Annotated in this window: 12 protein-coding genes; 7 read left to right on the plus strand and 5 right to left on the minus strand. The window is 58.2% G+C overall.

The annotated features are described in order from the left end of the window. The 3 genes from CRD20_RS07975 (at position 1) to CRD20_RS07985 (ending at position 6,869) form a co-directional block, all read left to right on the plus strand. The gene (locus CRD20_RS07975) at positions 1 to 3,495 is read left to right on the plus strand and encodes an ATP-dependent DNA helicase (protein ID WP_187405202.1); all 3,495 of its coding nucleotides are present in this window, start codon (positions 1 to 3) and stop codon (positions 3,493 to 3,495) included. Between the two features lie 115 nt (positions 3,496 to 3,610). Beyond that, positions 3,611 to 4,678, plus strand: coding sequence for a TrkA family potassium uptake protein (locus CRD20_RS07980; RefSeq protein WP_016422233.1), 1,068 nt, complete (start codon positions 3,611 to 3,613; stop codon positions 4,676 to 4,678). Between the two features lie 19 nt (positions 4,679 to 4,697). Beyond that, positions 4,698 to 6,869 (plus strand): ATP-dependent DNA helicase UvrD2, encoded by a 2,172-nt coding sequence (locus tag CRD20_RS07985; protein ID WP_187405203.1) that lies wholly within the window; start codon positions 4,698 to 4,700, stop codon positions 6,867 to 6,869. Positions 6,870 to 6,895: 26 nt separating this feature from the next. On the opposite strand, the gene CRD20_RS07990 is transcribed toward CRD20_RS07985, so the two are convergent. Further along, the gene (locus CRD20_RS07990) at positions 6,896 to 7,831 is read right to left on the minus strand and encodes a TOMM precursor leader peptide-binding protein (RefSeq protein ID WP_246819629.1); all 936 of its coding nucleotides are present in this window, start codon (positions 7,829 to 7,831) and stop codon (positions 6,896 to 6,898) included. 68 nt (positions 7,832 to 7,899) lie between these two features. On the opposite strand from CRD20_RS07990, the gene CRD20_RS07995 reads away from it, so the two are divergent. Then, positions 7,900 to 8,430, plus strand: a complete 531-nt coding sequence (locus CRD20_RS07995; protein ID WP_016422236.1) for a YgjP-like metallopeptidase domain-containing protein — start codon at positions 7,900 to 7,902, stop codon at positions 8,428 to 8,430. A 4-nt stretch (positions 8,431 to 8,434) separates the two neighbouring features. Here CRD20_RS07995 and CRD20_RS08000 read toward each other — a convergent pair whose 3' ends face one another. Continuing rightward, the gene (locus tag CRD20_RS08000) at positions 8,435 to 9,937 is read right to left on the minus strand and encodes a zinc-dependent metalloprotease (protein WP_070603424.1); all 1,503 of its coding nucleotides are present in this window, start codon (positions 9,935 to 9,937) and stop codon (positions 8,435 to 8,437) included. A gap of 139 nt (positions 9,938 to 10,076) precedes the next feature. On the opposite strand from CRD20_RS08000, the gene CRD20_RS08005 reads away from it, so the two are divergent. Continuing rightward, the gene (locus CRD20_RS08005; RefSeq protein WP_187405204.1) at positions 10,077 to 11,150 is read left to right on the plus strand and encodes a PDZ domain-containing protein; all 1,074 of its coding nucleotides are present in this window, start codon (positions 10,077 to 10,079) and stop codon (positions 11,148 to 11,150) included. Between the two features lie 38 nt (positions 11,151 to 11,188). Here CRD20_RS08005 and CRD20_RS08010 read toward each other — a convergent pair whose 3' ends face one another. From CRD20_RS08010 to CRD20_RS08020, 3 genes are all read right to left on the minus strand, one after another. Then, complete coding sequence (locus CRD20_RS08010) at positions 11,189 to 12,616, minus strand: sodium:alanine symporter family protein (RefSeq protein WP_048733326.1); 1,428 nt, start codon at positions 12,614 to 12,616, stop codon at positions 11,189 to 11,191. A 69-nt stretch (positions 12,617 to 12,685) separates the two neighbouring features. Then, positions 12,686 to 13,111: a CrcB family protein gene (locus CRD20_RS08015; RefSeq protein WP_049172850.1), complete on the minus strand. Its 426-nt coding sequence runs from the start codon at positions 13,109 to 13,111 to the stop codon at positions 12,686 to 12,688. Further along, entirely contained in the window at positions 13,108 to 13,527 is a 420-nt protein-coding gene (locus CRD20_RS08020; protein ID WP_224784093.1) for a CrcB family protein, read from the minus strand. Before CRD20_RS08020 ends, CRD20_RS08015 begins: the two co-directional genes overlap by 4 nt. Before the next feature lie 282 nt (positions 13,528 to 13,809). Between CRD20_RS08020 and pgm the strand changes: the two genes are divergently transcribed. After that, positions 13,810 to 15,465: a phosphoglucomutase (alpha-D-glucose-1,6-bisphosphate-dependent) gene (pgm, locus tag CRD20_RS08025; RefSeq protein WP_187405205.1), complete on the plus strand. Its 1,656-nt coding sequence runs from the start codon at positions 13,810 to 13,812 to the stop codon at positions 15,463 to 15,465. A 54-nt stretch (positions 15,466 to 15,519) separates the two neighbouring features. Further along, positions 15,520 to 15,960 (plus strand): MauE/DoxX family redox-associated membrane protein, encoded by a 441-nt coding sequence (locus CRD20_RS08030; protein WP_016422243.1) that lies wholly within the window; start codon positions 15,520 to 15,522, stop codon positions 15,958 to 15,960. Positions 15,961 to 16,006: the final 46 nt, after the last annotated feature.

Raw genomic sequence — 16,006 nt, forward strand, 5'->3', positions numbered from 1 at the left:
ATGTCGGAGGAACGAACCATCATTGATCCCGTCACCCTGTCGGAGATGATGGGGCAGGACTTTCCGCCCACCCCGCAACAAGCGGCGGTAATCGGTGCACCGATGGAACCAATGCTTGTTGTCGCCGGTGCCGGTGCTGGTAAAACAGCGACAATGGCTGCCCGTGTTGTGTGGTTGGTCGCCAACGGCTTTATCCGCCCAGAAGAAGTTCTAGGTTTGACCTTCACCAGGAAGGCAGCGCGCGAGCTCGGCGTCCGTATCCGCCAACAGCTGAATGCGCTTGCTTCTTCCGCTGCATTTCGTGCACAAGCTTCACCAGAGGTGCTAGCAAGCCTCGAGGTCATTGCCCCAACCACGCTTACTTACGATGCCTATGCCTCTGAAGTCGTGAGCAATTATGGTCTTTTGCTGCCGACGGAGCCGGGGGTCACCATTATGGATGGCGCGACGCAGTGGCAGTTGGCCTGGGAAACAGCTCGCAATGTGACCGAAATTGATGTCGATATTGCGCCATCAACGCTGGCCAGTCGCATTATTGAGCTGGGGTCGAACATCGACTCAAACTTGTCTACCCCGCAGGCGATTCGCGAGGAAACCGAAGCGTTCATCAGCAATATTGAGCAGACCCCGCAGAAGGGTAAACGCGAGGGGCTAATTGGCGATCTACAGGGCATCGTCGATAAGCAGCGGGAGAGATTAGAGATTTTGCCGCTGGTAGAGCAGGTTCGAGCTCGGTGCAATGAAGAAAATGTAGCCACCTTTGGTATGCAGATGGCTCGTGCGGCCCGGCTAGCCACCGACTTCGCGGAAGTCGGGGAGGAGGAGCGGCGTCGCTTTAAGATCATCATGCTCGACGAGTACCAGGACACGTCGCACACACAGCGGCTGTTCCTGCGTGCGCTGTTCTCCGGTGGTTGTGTCACCGCTGTCGGCGATCCGATGCAGGCAATTTATGGCTGGCGAGGAGCAACGGCCGAAAACCTTGTGCAGTTTGTCAATGATTTTCCGCGGTCGGATGGGCAGCCAGCGGAGAAAAAGCAACTGACCATTTCTTGGCGAAACCCGCAGTCAGTGCTGCAGCTTGCTAACGCAGTCTCCGACCGTGCTTTTGCGGGGCAGGCTCGTACGGTAGAGGCACTGGATGCGGGGCCAAAAGCAGGTCAGGGCGAGGTGCAGCTTGCTTTCACTGCAACCGGTGAGGAAGAAGTTGCATACATCGCAGATTGCATGGAGGCGCAATTACGCGAATGTGAAGCAGCTGGCAACAAGCTCGATGCTGCCATCCTGGTTCGGACAAATGCTGAATCGGCTGTCTATTTAGATGCACTGTCTGAGCGGGGTGTGCCTGCAATCATTGTGGGACTCGCTGGATTGCTGCACTTGCCCGAGGTCATGGATATCACCTCGGTGATGAAGATATTGGTCGACCCCAGTTCAGACCAGGATGCTCTGCGTCTGCTACTCAGCCCACAGTTCAATTTGGGTGCCGCAGACGTGGAGGCACTTCGCACTCGTGTAGATCAGCTGGCAATCGCAGGAAAGGACGAGTTGGCCCGCAAGAAGGGCAACGTCGAAGAGACTTCAGACTCCTCACCGCTTTCCCAGCTCGCTCGCCAGTATGACAAGCTCGTGGAAGATGCCGAAGCAGCATCGTCCGCGGTGGGGCTGGGGCACGCCATCGCCGACCCGGATATTCGTTTTTACGACGGCACCCCGCTGGCGCGCGGCAGTGTGGAAAAAAATGGGCGGTTGGTCTGCAGCGAGTCACTGAACTACACAGATGAAGCAATGGTGCGCATCGCACAGTTGGGTGCAAGCCTACGAAAACTACGCCGGTTCTCGCTGAATAAGCCTCTGCCGGAACTGGTCGAGGACATCGCTACTGAGTTTGGAATTCGCGTAGAAGCAGCGGCCGGACAGTACGGTTCCGCTACCGCGATAACCAGGCCGACAACCGCACATCTGGATAGGTTTGTCGATATCGCTGCGACGTATTCTCAAAATATCTCGGACGATGTGACAGGGTTTTTGAACTATCTGGAATTCGCTGTCGAACACGATGATGGCTTGGAGCGGGCACCTATGAACATGCCGGAAAACTGTGTCCAAATCATGACTATGCACAAGTCAAAGGGCTTGGAGTGGGAAACCGTTGCTGTTCCGGGCATCACCACCAGCAAGTTCGACAACGTTGATTTGTCATCGTGGCTCACCAATTCAGTTCAACTTCCTCCTGGTGCAATTACCCAAGTGGATCCGCTAACGGCTAGTGCAGAAACAACAGAGGATGCAACACAGCTTGCAGCAGGCGATTGGGCTCCTGTCGCTGATTCTGTCGATAGCAATGCCCCTGAACTGGACATATCAGGCGCAGATAACCAGACCGACCTCAACAAGGTGATCAAAGCCTACAAGGAAGAGCTGCGAGAAGTGGAAAGGGAAGAGAAGCAGCGCCTTTTCTACGTTGCCATGACTCGCTCTGCAAAAAAGCTCATTGTTACTGCAAGCAGGCGGCCTAATCCGAGCTTGAAGAATCCCACTGACGTGTCGGCAGACTTCGCAGCCATCGCCACGCAATTCAGTGACTATGTGGTGTCGTGGACAGATGGGGAGGACCCTGAGGTAGAGGACACTGAAGTCGATTTGGACTGCGACACTGCGGTTGATGGGGTGGTCTGGCCCGTCGATACCCTGGGCAACCGCCGAGATAGTGTGCAGCGAGCAGCCGAAAGCGTCATGCGCTACATGGGCGAAGACCAGGATGAGCGCCCCATTGCAGGTGACCTGTCTGAGGTATGGGAAACGGAAACGACCATTCTCGTGGATGAAATCCTTCGAGCTAAGGCCGCGGAGATTCATCTACCAATGCCGACAAGCATGTCCACTAGCGAATACCAAGCCATGATTGCGGATCCGGTCGCGTTTGCTCGACGGAAAGCACGCCCGGTGCCGTTTAAGCCAAACCGATTCGCGCGCCGAGGTACGGCATTCCACGCTTGGTTGGAGAATCGCTTCGGTGCACACAGTCTGCTGGACGATGAGGATCTCTTCGGGGATCAACTGGATGACTTCCTCGGCACAGAGCAAGTCGCGTCCGAACGCGAACTGGAGAAATTGAAGGCGAATTTCGAGGCATCTGAGTGGGCTGACCGCACGCCAACGCATGTAGAGGTGCCGTTTGAAATTGCCATCGGGCAGAGGCGGGTCGTCGGCCGAATCGACGCGGTGTTTAACGACAACGGGAAGTGGAGCGTCATTGACTGGAAGACAGGCCAGATGCCGCGCGGAAAGGAAAGGGAAGTAGCGGCGCTACAGCTGGCGATTTACCGCCTGGCGTGGTCGGATAGGCTGCGCGAGATGGGAATGGAAACTGCCCCCGAAGACATTGAAGCTGGGTTCTTCTACGTTTCGGCAGGACGGACGCTAATACCAGATGAAGCGCTACTGCCAAGCAGGATAGAGTTAGACAGGAAGATGCGCGAGCTGATTGGATAATCATCTACGTATGTAACTGCCGCGTGGCCGTGGCCAGTTATCCAGGTGAAAGCAGCAGTTTGTATGCGCTATTTTTCACCGGGAGGAGTTTTCATGAAAGGCAGGCGAGGAGCGGTTGCGTAATCCAATTCGGAAATCTTCGGGATACGAAACCGGGCTCAATGATCTTCCCGGGCATGCACTGCTGGGAGTCATTGGCCTGCCTGAGTCCGCGCCGAAGAATCCTTGGCGGCTAATCATACGTCGTTTGAACTACGCCGTATTTTTGCTGCTGATTGCATCCGTCGTGGTTTACTACGACCGCAACGGATATACGGAGCCTCTCACCTTCATCGATGCGGTGTATTACTCGGCTGTCAGTCTGTCGACGACGGGCTACGGTGACATCACGCCGGTGACACAGAGGGCTCGATTACTCAATATTTTGATCATTACGCCACTGCGTGTGGCCTTCCTTGCTCTCTTGGTCGGTACTACTCTGACCGTTTTGACCCAAGAATCTCGGAAAACCCTGCAAATTCAGCGCTGGAGGAGACAGTTGCGCAACCACACCGTCGTTATCGGATACGGCACCAAGGGTCGTTCTGCCATTGCAGCTCTTCTCGCGGACGGCGTAGATCCGGCAGAAATCGTTGTCATTGATACGGACAAGGAAGCACTCGACCACGCTTCGAATCAAGGCTTGGCGACGGTGCATGGGTCGGCTACTAAATCCGATGTGCTGAAGTTAGCTGGTATTCAGCGTGCCCGCTCTATAGTCGTTGCACCGAACAAAGATGACACAGCGGTGCTGGTCACGTTGTCGGTCCGTGAGTTGGCGCCGGGTGCCTCAATTGTGGCCTCGGTGCGTGAATCAGAAAACCGCCACTTGTTGACGCAGTCAGGTGCAGACCAAGTGGTTATTTCTTCTGAAACCGCCGGCCGAATGCTGGGGCTGGCCACGGTGACTCCTTCGGTGGTTGAGATGATGGAAGACCTCCTGAGCCCGGATGAAGGATTCTCTGTTGCAGAGAGGCTGGTCACCGAAGAGGAAATCGGTGCCAGCCCACGGCACCTCGCGGATATTGCACTCGGCGTGGTGCGCTCGGGTGAGCTGTACCGAATTGATTCACCGGAGTGTGAGTCGGTGGAGCCAGGCGACCGGCTGCTGTACGTCCGCCGTGTCTACAGCAATGACGAATAGCACTCGACCAGTTTAAAAAATGGGGTCTAACAACTTTTTGACTTACTCAGAGGCGGATGTGAACGAGCCGGATTATCTAGCTGGGCTGGATCCAGACCAGCGCGAGGCAGCAACGGCTCCGATGGGGCCGGTGTGCATTCTTGCTGGAGCCGGTACAGGTAAGACCCGAACAATTACTCATCGCATCAAGTACCTCATTGACCAGGGGTTTGTGCAGCCGCAGAAGGTATTAGCGGTGACATTTACCTCGCGTGCAGCAGGGGAGATGCGCGACCGCCTGGCAAAGATGGGAACGCCTGGAGTCCAGGCGCGTACTTTCCACTCGGCAGCTCTTCGCCAGCTGCGCTACTTCTGGCCCCAAGTCGCCGGTGATATGCCCTGGCAGCTGTTGGATGACAAGAAATTCCGTGTCGTCGCCCAAGCAGTACGCCGGGTGGGCCTGGACACCTCCAAGGAAACGATCCGCGATGTCATGGGCGAGATTGAGTGGGCGAAGGCCACTCTGGCCGGTGCGGATCAGTACCAGGCCGCGCTGCGGGAGCATGGGCGCACGGCGCCTCTGTCTGCGGAAAAAATTGTCGATTGCTATCGCGCTTACGAGGACATAAAAACCACTCCTGACGGGCTATTGCTTGACTTCGACGACCTGCTCATCCACACCGCCGGTGCGATGGAGAATTCCCGTGCAGTGGCGGAGGAATTCCGCAACCAGTATCGGTGCTTCGTCGTCGATGAGTACCAGGATGTGACCCCGTTACAGCAGCGAGTTCTCAACGCCTGGCTGGGAGACCGTGACAACCTCACAGTTGTCGGGGACGCCAACCAGACGATTTACTCCTTCACAGGGGCGACTCCGCAGTACCTAATGAACTTCTCTCGGGACTACCCGGAAGCCACAGTGGTCCGCCTGCAGCGGGACTACCGATCGACCCCACAGGTCGTCGAGCTGGCCAACAAAGTCATCGGCCGTGCGCAGGGGCGTATCGCCGGCTCGCGGCTGAAACTGATTGGGCAGCGTGAAGACGGCCCGGAGCCGACTTTCAATCAGTACGACGATGAGCCGATGGAAGCTCGTGCGACCGCGCGCAGCATCAAGCGGCTTATCGACGCGGGAACGCCGGCATCGGAGATTGCCGTTTTGTACCGCATCAACGCACAGTCCGCAGTTTTTGAGCAGGCTCTGTCCGAGGTAGGAGTCGCCTACCAGGTTCGTGGCGGGGACGGTTTCTACCAGCGTCCCGAGATCCGCGATGCCATCGCCGCACTTGTGCGAGTTTCCCGTTCCTCACGGACCGTTCCGACATTGCAGGGCACGAATCTATTGGATTTGGTCAAGCAGGTTTTCGCGGGTCTTGGCATGACTGACCAAGAGCCGGAAGGCGCTGGTGCCAGGGAACGTTGGCAGTCACTGCGCGCCCTATTTGACCTGTGTAAGGACATCGTTCATGCCAACACCGAGGTCAATATCCAGGCGCTCCTCGGCCAATTGCACACCCGGCAGCAGGCCAAACATCCACCGACGCTGGATGGCGTGACGCTGGCTAGCCTGCATGCAGCCAAGGGGCTGGAGTGGGATGCGGTGTTCCTCGTTGGGCTTACCGACGGTTCGCTGCCTATCCAACATGCGCTGAATAAATTCGACCGATCTCCTGCACAGGGGGCGGAAGCCATCGAAGAAGAGCGCCGTCTGTTCTATGTCGGCATTACTCGAGCCCGCGAACATCTGGAGCTATCTTGGTCATTGTCGCGGACAGAAGGCGGCCGCAGGTCACGTCGCCGCACACGATTCCTCGATGAACTCGACATTGATGTCTCTGACTACTCGGCTGAGGCACAGCGAAGCTCAAGGAGCTCTAGTTCCCGCAGTAAGCGTCAGCAGTCCAAACAGTGCAAGGGCTGCACTAAGCCATTGCATACCGATGCCGAGCGGATTTCAGGGCGTTGTGAAGAGTGCCCAGTCAGCGCGGATCCTGCACTACTGGAAGCATTGCGTGCATGGCGTCTGGAAATGTCGAGGGAAATGACGGTCCCCGCATTCGTGATCTTCTCCGATGCGACCCTTCTGGCCATCGGTGAGCAGCAGCCGACTACGCCGGAGGAACTTCTGCAAATTCCGGGAATTGGAGAAGCGAAGCTCAATCATTTCGGCGAAGGCATCTTGGGAATCGTCAATTCTTTTGTGAATTCCTAGCCAGATTCTGCTCAAGGCACTTCGAATTACATGAACTGCATCTGCGAGTTGCCATGACCACACACTGGGCACTGCGGGTGGGGAGCAACAGTAGTGCGGGTGATATCGAGGCTTTCCAGATCTATGCGCACCTCCGTTGCACATAGATCTGAGAGATCCGGCCGCCGCAGCTGCCCAACCAACAGTGGCACCGCTGTGTTCAGCCATTCCGGTGCGGCTACGGGCGTAAAAGTGCGAAGCTGTAGCGCAATCAGTGCCCGGACGGGGTCGCGGTCTCGTCGATAAGCTTCGAAACACATCGAGCAGGGCCCTTGACCTGGGTGAACAAGCGGCCCAAGAATCAGTGCCCCATCGCGGAAATGCGTGTGCAGATGCTCAATTCCACGATGAAACAGAGCGCGAACCAAGGGCATGCTCGGTACTTCCATGCCCGTGACCACCGCGAGCCCGATCTCTTCCGGTGTGGATTGAGATATTTTCAGCGTCGCATTGCGAGTGGGCGACATTGCCGTCGTCCAACTACCACAACCCGTGCGACGAAGCTCCTTTAAAAGTCCGGTGCGCAAGCTGTCCCGACCAATCAGCGTAATCCTCCGCCGTGTCGGTGGTTTTTGGACCAGTGCGGCTCGGTGAAGGTCGGAGATAAGTGCGGTAATGAACTGCGGTGACAGTTTGTCGTGACTGTCAGTAAAGGCCTCGCTTAAGGTGCTACCTCTATGAGCTGCAAGAAGCGCCGAGAAGACAGGCCCCGGCGGGGTGCCGTCGGAAAGCGGAAGAATCATGCTGCGCTCCGGTTCCACGCCGAACTGAATCCGCGCGCCTGGGCGCATGACAATCGGTACCTCCGGCCGCAGCGCGTAGTCCGTGGCAGGCGCGGCAAGTGTTTGTGCCGCGGGTGTGTGCGAACCTATTACGCCAGCCGTACCATCCCGCCCCCGAGACGTATCCCTGTATTCCCCCATAAAAATATCTTTTACCCCGGGGCCAGCTTTTACGCAATCGCAGCGCAGAGCATATACGCTTAAAAAGCATGAGCACCAAGCGACCTGAGTACGGCCCGGATGTTGAGGTTCGGCGCTCGAAGCGCCGCCGCCGTACTGTGTCCGCCCGCGCGGAGGGAAACCGGATCATTGTCATGGTTCCGGACGATCTCAGCGCCGCTGCGGAAAAACAGCAGGTCAATGAAATTGTTGCGCGAGTGCGGAAGAAAGTTGGCAGCAACCTGGATAATTCCGAGCTGGAGCGCCGCGCACGGCTGCTCTCTCGTACGGTGCTGGAAGATCGCCCGCGGTTCGAGTCAATCAAATGGGTCAAGAACATGTCGCGCAGGTGGGCATCCGTCACCGGCGGCGTCGATAGTCCGGGGCGCATTCGCATTTCGCACAGGCTTGCCGACGTCCCGGGGTACGTCCTCGACGACGTCATTGTGCACGAACTGGTGCACACTTTCGTCGACGGTGGTCATACCGAAGAGTTTTGGTATTGGGCGGCAAAAGCCCCGTACCACGAACGGGCACGGGGCTATTTAGAGGCGTATCAGCGCTGGGGAACCCAGAGCTAACTCGCTACTTATCGTCGTCGGCGTCGCCAGAATTGTCCTCGTCGGCGTCACTGTCGTTGCCGTCAGCCGCGCGCTTTTCGGCTTCTTTGCGCAGCTGCTCTTCAAGCTCTGCGATCGGGTCGAAGTCATCGTTTTCCGAGCCGCCAAGAACCGAGTCAATAAAGGCTGCGGGTTCATCCAAATCCTCTGCCACGGGCAGGAAGTCCGGGTGATCCCAGACCTTGTCGCGCCGCTCGATGCCCACAGCGGTGGTCAGACGGTGCCACAAGTTGGTTGCCTCACGCACCTTGGGGGATCCGAGGTCAATGCCGGTGGCCTTCTCCAGTGCCTGTTCAGCACCTTCGGTGGCGCGGCGACGACGCCAGGCTTCATCCAGTTGTGCGGCACCCGGTAGACGCTCACCGAGGGCATCGGTGACAACCATGTCCACCCACCCTTCGACCAGTGCTAGCAGCGTCTGGAAACGAGTACGAGCATTCTCGTTACGAGAACGGATCTTCGGGCTCAGATCCATATTCTGCAGCTCGCTCATAGCTTCCTGCATACGCTGCGGATCCTGCATGTTCTCAATATCCAGACCGCGGGCGGCCTCTTCAATCGCGGAGTAGTCGATAACGATGCCGGCAGCGTACTCCTCGACAGAGGAAATCATGCGTTCAGCCAGCCATGGCACGCGGTCGAAGAGACGCTGGTGGGCAGCTTCGCGGGCAGTGGCGTAGATAAACAGATCGCGCGCGGGAACCTCGAGTTCCTCCGCGAGAGCGACGAGATGCGTTGGCAGCAGTACCGCCGCACCAGTGGTGTGTAGCGGCAGCCCGAGGTCAGAACCAGTCAGGCTCGTCTGTGCCAACTCAGCCAGCGCATTTCCTAGCTGAGTACCGAAACTCATCGAGTTCATCTGGCGCATGATGCCCAGCATCGGCCCCATCATCTCGCGAGCTTCCTCTGGAACGCCTTCGAGGGAGGCATCACTCATGCGGCTGGCGACGGGATCGACAAGGCGAGTCCATGTCGACTTGGTGTTCTCCAACCACTGCAGGCTATTCCACGCTTCTACGCGGTTGACACCAGCCGGCAGGGAGGTGACGTCATCTAGCCACAGTTCTGCCAGGCGCAGGGAATCAGTCAGCGCCTCGCGGGCTGAGTCCTTCACCGGAGCCGGGTTACCAAGACGGGTCCGCGCAACGCGCTCGGCCGCGTCGTAGTTGACAGGGCCAGAGTTAGACTCCTGGAATCGCTGCCCCATGCCGGAGAACATCTCGCCGAACTGGTTGAGAATATCGCCCAAGTTCGGCTGGTCCCCCTTGCCGGAGGCGCCGCTGCCGGGCTGCCCGGGGCCGCCGAAACCGAAGCCACCGGCGCCGCCCATGCCACCGAAGGGAAACCCGAAGAAACCGAAAGGACCGCCCTGGCCGCCCTGACCGCCCTGACCGGAGTCATTGTTGCCAGCGTCGTCGCGATCGTCATCATTGTCGTTCGGACCAAAGCCAAATCCGTTAGAACTCATGCTCCCACCGTACCGGGCAATGACTCGCGTGAGTACTCAAAAGCACCACTTTATTGGCAACTTCGCGCCCAGCGAACAGACACGGACAAGATTCATCAGGTGTCCAGTAGGCAGATAGCGAGAATGTAGGGTGTTATTTGTGAATCGTCGTACCCAAACTCTTGTTGCGGGCGCTGTGCCCATCGCCGCGTTGGCAACTGTGCTCTCGCTGCCAACGCTGACAGTGCCCTATGCCGCGCAGGGGCCTGGCCCGGTCTTCGATGTCCTCAGCGATGTCGAGGGCAAGAGCATTATCTCGGTCAGTGGCAGTGCTGCGGACTCCGAACGCTCTAAGGGCACGCTGGATATGACAACCGTCGCAGTCAGACATAACCTGACATTGCCGCAGGTCATTGGCCTGTGGTTCGATCGTGACAACGATATCGTCCCCATTGAGGCGGTCTTCCCTCCGGGCCAGAGTCAAGACGAGGTGGAAGAGGAGAACAAGGCTGCATTCACCGAGTCGGAGGCCAATGCCACCTCCGCTGCGCTGGCACATCTCGGGTTGCCGATGGAAGTCACCGTCGCCTACACAGTGCCGGATAGTCCCGTCGATGGGCGACTGCATGAAGACGATGTGATTCTCGCCGTGGATGGGGTGGCCGTAAGCAAGCCTGAGCAAGTCAAGGCGATTATTGCCGGACGCAACCCGGGCGATACTGTCACGTTGAGGGTCAAGTCTGCGACCGTCGACAAGCAGAAGACTGCTAAGGGCGAGGACTCTGACCCCGAGAAAGCCGGCGATATTTCTGTGACACTGGTGGAAAACCCGCATCAGAAGAATGCCGCGCTCCTCGGCGTTGGGATGGGGGCGCAATCCGCGGACGACACCAAGGTTGAGTACCAGCTCAGCGGCATTGGAGGTCCGTCTGCGGGTCTCATGATGACGCTCGGAGTGATTGACAAGCTGAGTCCAGGCGATCTGACCGAGGGGCAGCACCTCGCTGGCACCGGCACTATTGACGCTGCCGGCAACGTGGGCGAAATCGGTGGCATTACACACAAAATCTCGGCCGCCCGAGATGAGGGCGCCGAGATGTTCTTCGTGCCGGAAGGCAATTGCGCAGAGGCTGTGACCGCCGACCGAGGCGATATGAAGTTGGTAAAAGTCTCTGTGCTTGACGACGCGCTTGCGGCAATCGAAAAGCCGGAGACCGCGCAGACCTGCTCGTAGTTTTTGCCGTAGTCCCTACGAGCAGCTGCTAGTTTCAGCTAGTTCTTGCTGAAGGCCTCGAAGTTTTGCTGAGACTGCCATTTATCAATCTCTGCAGCCGTTGCGCGCAACTGCGGGTCAAATTTGAGGTAGGCCTTTGTCTCGCGCGCAATGAGCCCGGACAGGACAATCAGACCGATGAGGTTCGGTAGCGCCATCAGACCGTTGAGAGCCGAGGCGACGGACCAGACGGTTTCCAGATGAGTAACAGCGCCGACGAAGACTACGCAGGTGAAGACCGCACGGTAGAGACCGGTGCCGCGGCGACCGACCAGGGACTCGAATGCGCGCTCACCGTAGTAGGACCAGCCCAGCATGGTGGAGAATGCGAAGAAGACAACCGACAGCGTGACGATTGTGCCACCCCAGTGGCCAGGCAGTCCGCGGGAGAATGCCTCAGCAGTCAGAGCGCCAGTGTCGACGTTGCCATCCTGCCAAACACCGGTGCTGATGATAACCAGGCCGGTGAAGGACACGACGATGATGGTGTCAATGAAGGTCTGAGTCATGGAGACCAGACCCTGACGAACCGGGTGAGTGGTCGATGCGGCGGCAGCGGCGATAGCACCGGAACCCAGGCCCGACTCGTTGGAGAACAGGCCGCGGGCAACACCCATCTGCAGGGCGAGAATCAGCGTGGATCCTGCGAACCCACCAACAGCCGCGGTGCCGGTGAAAGCATCGGTGAAGATGAGCTTGAAGGTCTCGGGCAGCGCCGAGACATTGGCGACGAGCACCCACACGGCCGCACCGATGTAGAGCACAATCATCATCGGCACAAAGCCGGCGGTGATGCGGCCAATCGACTTAATGCCACCCATCAGAGCTGCGCCTACCAGGATGAACATGATCATGCCGGAGAGCGTCGGATCGATGTCGAAGCTGTTTTCCAGGTTCGAGGCCACGGCGTTGCCCTGGGTCAGGTTGCCGATACCAAACGCTGCCAGCGCAGCGAAGACGGCGAAGAGAATGCCCAGCGTCTTACCAAAACCATTCGGGATGGCCTTGCGCAGGTAGTACTGCGGACCACCGGACTGTTCGCCAGCTGCATCGACCTGACGGTACTTCACACCCAGGAATGCCTCGGAGTACTTCGATGCCATACCAAGCAGGCCGGTCACCCACATCCAGAACAGCGCACCGGGTCCACCCAGGCCGATCGCGGTAGCGACACCGACAATGTTGCCGACACCGACTGTTGCCGCGAGAGCCGTCGCAAGCGCCTGGTAGTTGGTGATATCTCCCTCGGCGTCTTCGTCGTTACGGTCGATGAGTCCGAGGCGCAGTGCCGGGCCGAGTTTGACCAGGTGAATTGCACCCAGGCGAATGGTCAAAATGATTCCGGTGCCGATCAGCGCGGGGATCAGGAGATACGGACTCCAAATAAAACTATCCGCCGCTGAGGCAAAATCGCTGAAGCTTTCCATGCTGTGGAACTTTACTGGTAGAAAGCCTAAATTCGATCATTAAATTCTCAGAAAATGATTATTGTGCTACTAATTCGCCACAAGTGGGGGTAAACACATTCCGACGAAAGCAAAAACTATTCCGCCAATCAGTGTGAGAGCAAGGTACCCACATGCCCTCCAAAAGTGTTGGTTCTTAAGGCGTACGATCTCTCCGGCGAGTGTGGACCACGTCGACAGGCCGCCGGCGAAGCCAATCATTACCGTCGCATAGGCCAGGGCAGGCGTCATGCCATTGCTTATCGACGTTCCCCGCGACCACACCACAGCAGCGACACCGGCGACGAAGCAGGCAATCATATTCGCGGTCCACGTTCCGGGCAGTTTGGAATCAGCCCACTTCACCGCAAGTTCGGCCAGCGCATAGCGCAGCGCTCCACCTACTGCCGCGCCAACTGCGATAGCGAGGATGGCAGACAGCGCCGAGGAAAAAGAGCCGAGGAGATCGCCGGTCATTCCGCGACCTCCCGTGCGCACTTGGTGCCCAACCAGTAGGCGAGAGGGCAGCACAGCAGATGAATAAGTCCGACGCTCACAATCAGTACGACTGACGTGTCCGCTTGCACCAACAAGAGAATGACAAATGCGGAGAAAGTGGTGAAACCGCCACAAAAGCCAGTACCGCAGAAAGCGGAAAGCCGAGGATTAGCAAACGCGATACTGCTGACCAGGCCGAAGAGAAAGCAGCCCAACAAGTTGATGGCAGTGGTCGAAACTGCGCTAGTTCCCGAGCTCACAATCGCATCGATTGCCGCGCCGAGCAGAAAGCGACTTACCGCGCCAATAGCGGCACCGCCGGCGACAACCAGGGCCATGAGAACCTGCGCCCGTCCTGCTGATGGCAGTTTCGCAACGACAGATTCCTCATTCACGGTGAAAACGCTAGCACAGTGGCGAAAGGGGAGGTAGGCGCCGACAATTCGGAATCTTTCACCAGGAGGTGTTCCCGTCGGCACGCGACAATCTACCTACTGCACCCTATTGCAGGGGCGAGTTTGCCTTACCGAGTGGTTCTTGCCATGCGCGCTGACCCTAAAACGGGGACACTGGGGAAGAGGAAGCGCATTTAAGTCCGGTTTCCCCATTCCGGCCGGCTCGTCGGCGGTGAAATCGGTGGTTGCGCAGTTCGCCGATTCAGCAGGAGGATACCCACAATGGCTCATGAGCGCGCCGGGCAATTGGCCCAGCCATCCGACCTTATCGATGTCGCGGAACTGGTCACTGCTTACTACACAAAGCACCCGGATCCGAATAACCCCGACCAGAAGGTCGTCTTCGGTACTTCCGGTCACCGCGGTTCCTCCCTCGACGGCGCTTTCAACGAAGACCACATTCATGCCACCACTCAGGCCATCGTGGATTACCGCAAGGGCCAGGGCATTGAAGGCCCGCTCTACGTCGGTCGCGATACCCACGGCCTGTCCGAGCCGGCAATGATTTCCGCCCTCGAGGTGCTCACGGCCAACGGCATCACCGTGATGGTTGACGCTCAGAATCGCTACACGCCGACTCCGGCCGTCAGCCACGCGATTCTGACGTACAACCGCGACGTGGAGGGAGGTCCGACGGGGAGTAGCTCCGCGCGTGCCGACGGCATCGTGATTACCCCTTCCCACAATCCGCCACGGGATGGTGGTTTTAAGTACAACCCGCCGACTGGTGGTCCGGCGGACGCGGATGCGACGGACTGGATTGCAGCTCGTGCCAATGAATACTTGGCTAAGGGCCTGGATGGGGTTAAGCGCCAGCTGGTGGATAAGGCCGGAGACCTCGTCGTAAAGCACGACTACCTCAACGCATACGTGTCGGACCTGCCGAATGTTGTCAACCTCGACGCCATTCGTGATGCCGGCGTTCGTATCGGCGCTGACCCAATGGGTGGTGCGTCGGTGGATTACTGGGGCGCAATTGGCGATGCGCATAACCTAAACCTGACCGTGGTCAATCCGCTGGTTGATGCGACCTGGCGTTTTATGACGCTGGATACAGACGGCAAGATTCGTATGGACTGCTCCTCGCCGAATGCGATGGCGTCCTTGATTGGTAACCGCGATAAGTTCGACATCTCCACCGGCAATGACGCGGACTCCGATCGCCACGGAATTGTCACACCGGACGCGGGTCTAATGAACCCGAACCACTACCTGGCCGTTGCCATTGACTACCTCTTCGCACACCGTCCGGGCTGGTCGCAGGAGACCGCGGTCGGTAAGACGCTGGTGTCTTCGTCGATGATTGACCGCGTCGTTGCCAATTTGGGCCGCAAGCTCGTGGAAGTTCCAGTCGGTTTCAAGTGGTTCGTCCCGGGTCTGCTCGGCGGCACCATCGGCTTCGGTGGTGAAGAATCCGCTGGTGCATCGTTCCTGCGTCACGACGGCACTGTGTGGTCTACCGATAAGGACGGCATCATCCTGGACCTCCTGGCCAGCGAGATCAAGGCCGTGACCGAGAAGACTCCATCGCAGCTCTACGCAGGACTCGCCGATAAGTACGGTGCCCCGGCTTACGCCCGCACCGATGCGGACGCAACCCGTGAGCAGAAGGCAATCCTGAAGAAGCTCTCGCCGGAGCAGGTCAAGGCCGACACCCTGGCAGGGGAGACCATCACGGCCAAACTGACTGAAGCACCGGGCAACGGCGCTGCGATTGGTGGCCTCAAGGTGGTTACGGAGAACGCTTGGTTCGCGGCGCGTCCGTCGGGCACTGAAGATAAGTACAAGATCTACGCGGAGTCCTTCAAGGGCGCGGATCACCTGGCACAGGTTCAGGCTGAGGCGCAGGACGTGGTCTCGGCAGTTCTGAACGGGTAATCGGTAGCCGTTGGGCTAGCTGTAAACAGTTAGCCTGTACTAACATTTCTGTGTATGAAGAATTTCGTAGGCGTGGTGGCACGATTCGGCCTGGCTGCAGTTTGGTTGTACTCGGGTCTTATCAAACTGCTGAACCCGCTGGAATCGCGTCAGGCAGTTCAAGCTTATGAGCTGCTGCCGAGCGATTTGGTGCCGATGGTAGCGGTTGCGCTGCCCGCTTTCGAAGTCATCCTTGGACTCCTGCTGGTATTGGGGCTTTTCCTGCGCCCGGTAGCGGTGTTGTCTGGCGCGCTCTTGCTGGTGTTTATCGGCGGCATTATCTCGGCGTGGGCGCGCGGCCTGCAGATTGACTGCGGGTGCTTTGGTGGCGGTGGCTACGACGAGAACGCTGGCCCCGCTACGTATCTGACGGAAATCGCCCGAGATATAGGTTTTCTGGCCTTGGCTGTATTTGTGTACGTATGGCCGTGGAAGAAGTTTGCCATTTACGCCTAGTCCGCTGGCTAGAGGGGAAGCCTAGCAACCATTTCCGTTTTCTCAG

The organism is Corynebacterium sp. LK33 (genome assembly GCF_014334955.1).
GTDB lineage: Bacteria > Actinomycetota > Actinomycetes > Mycobacteriales > Mycobacteriaceae > Corynebacterium > Corynebacterium jeikeium_D.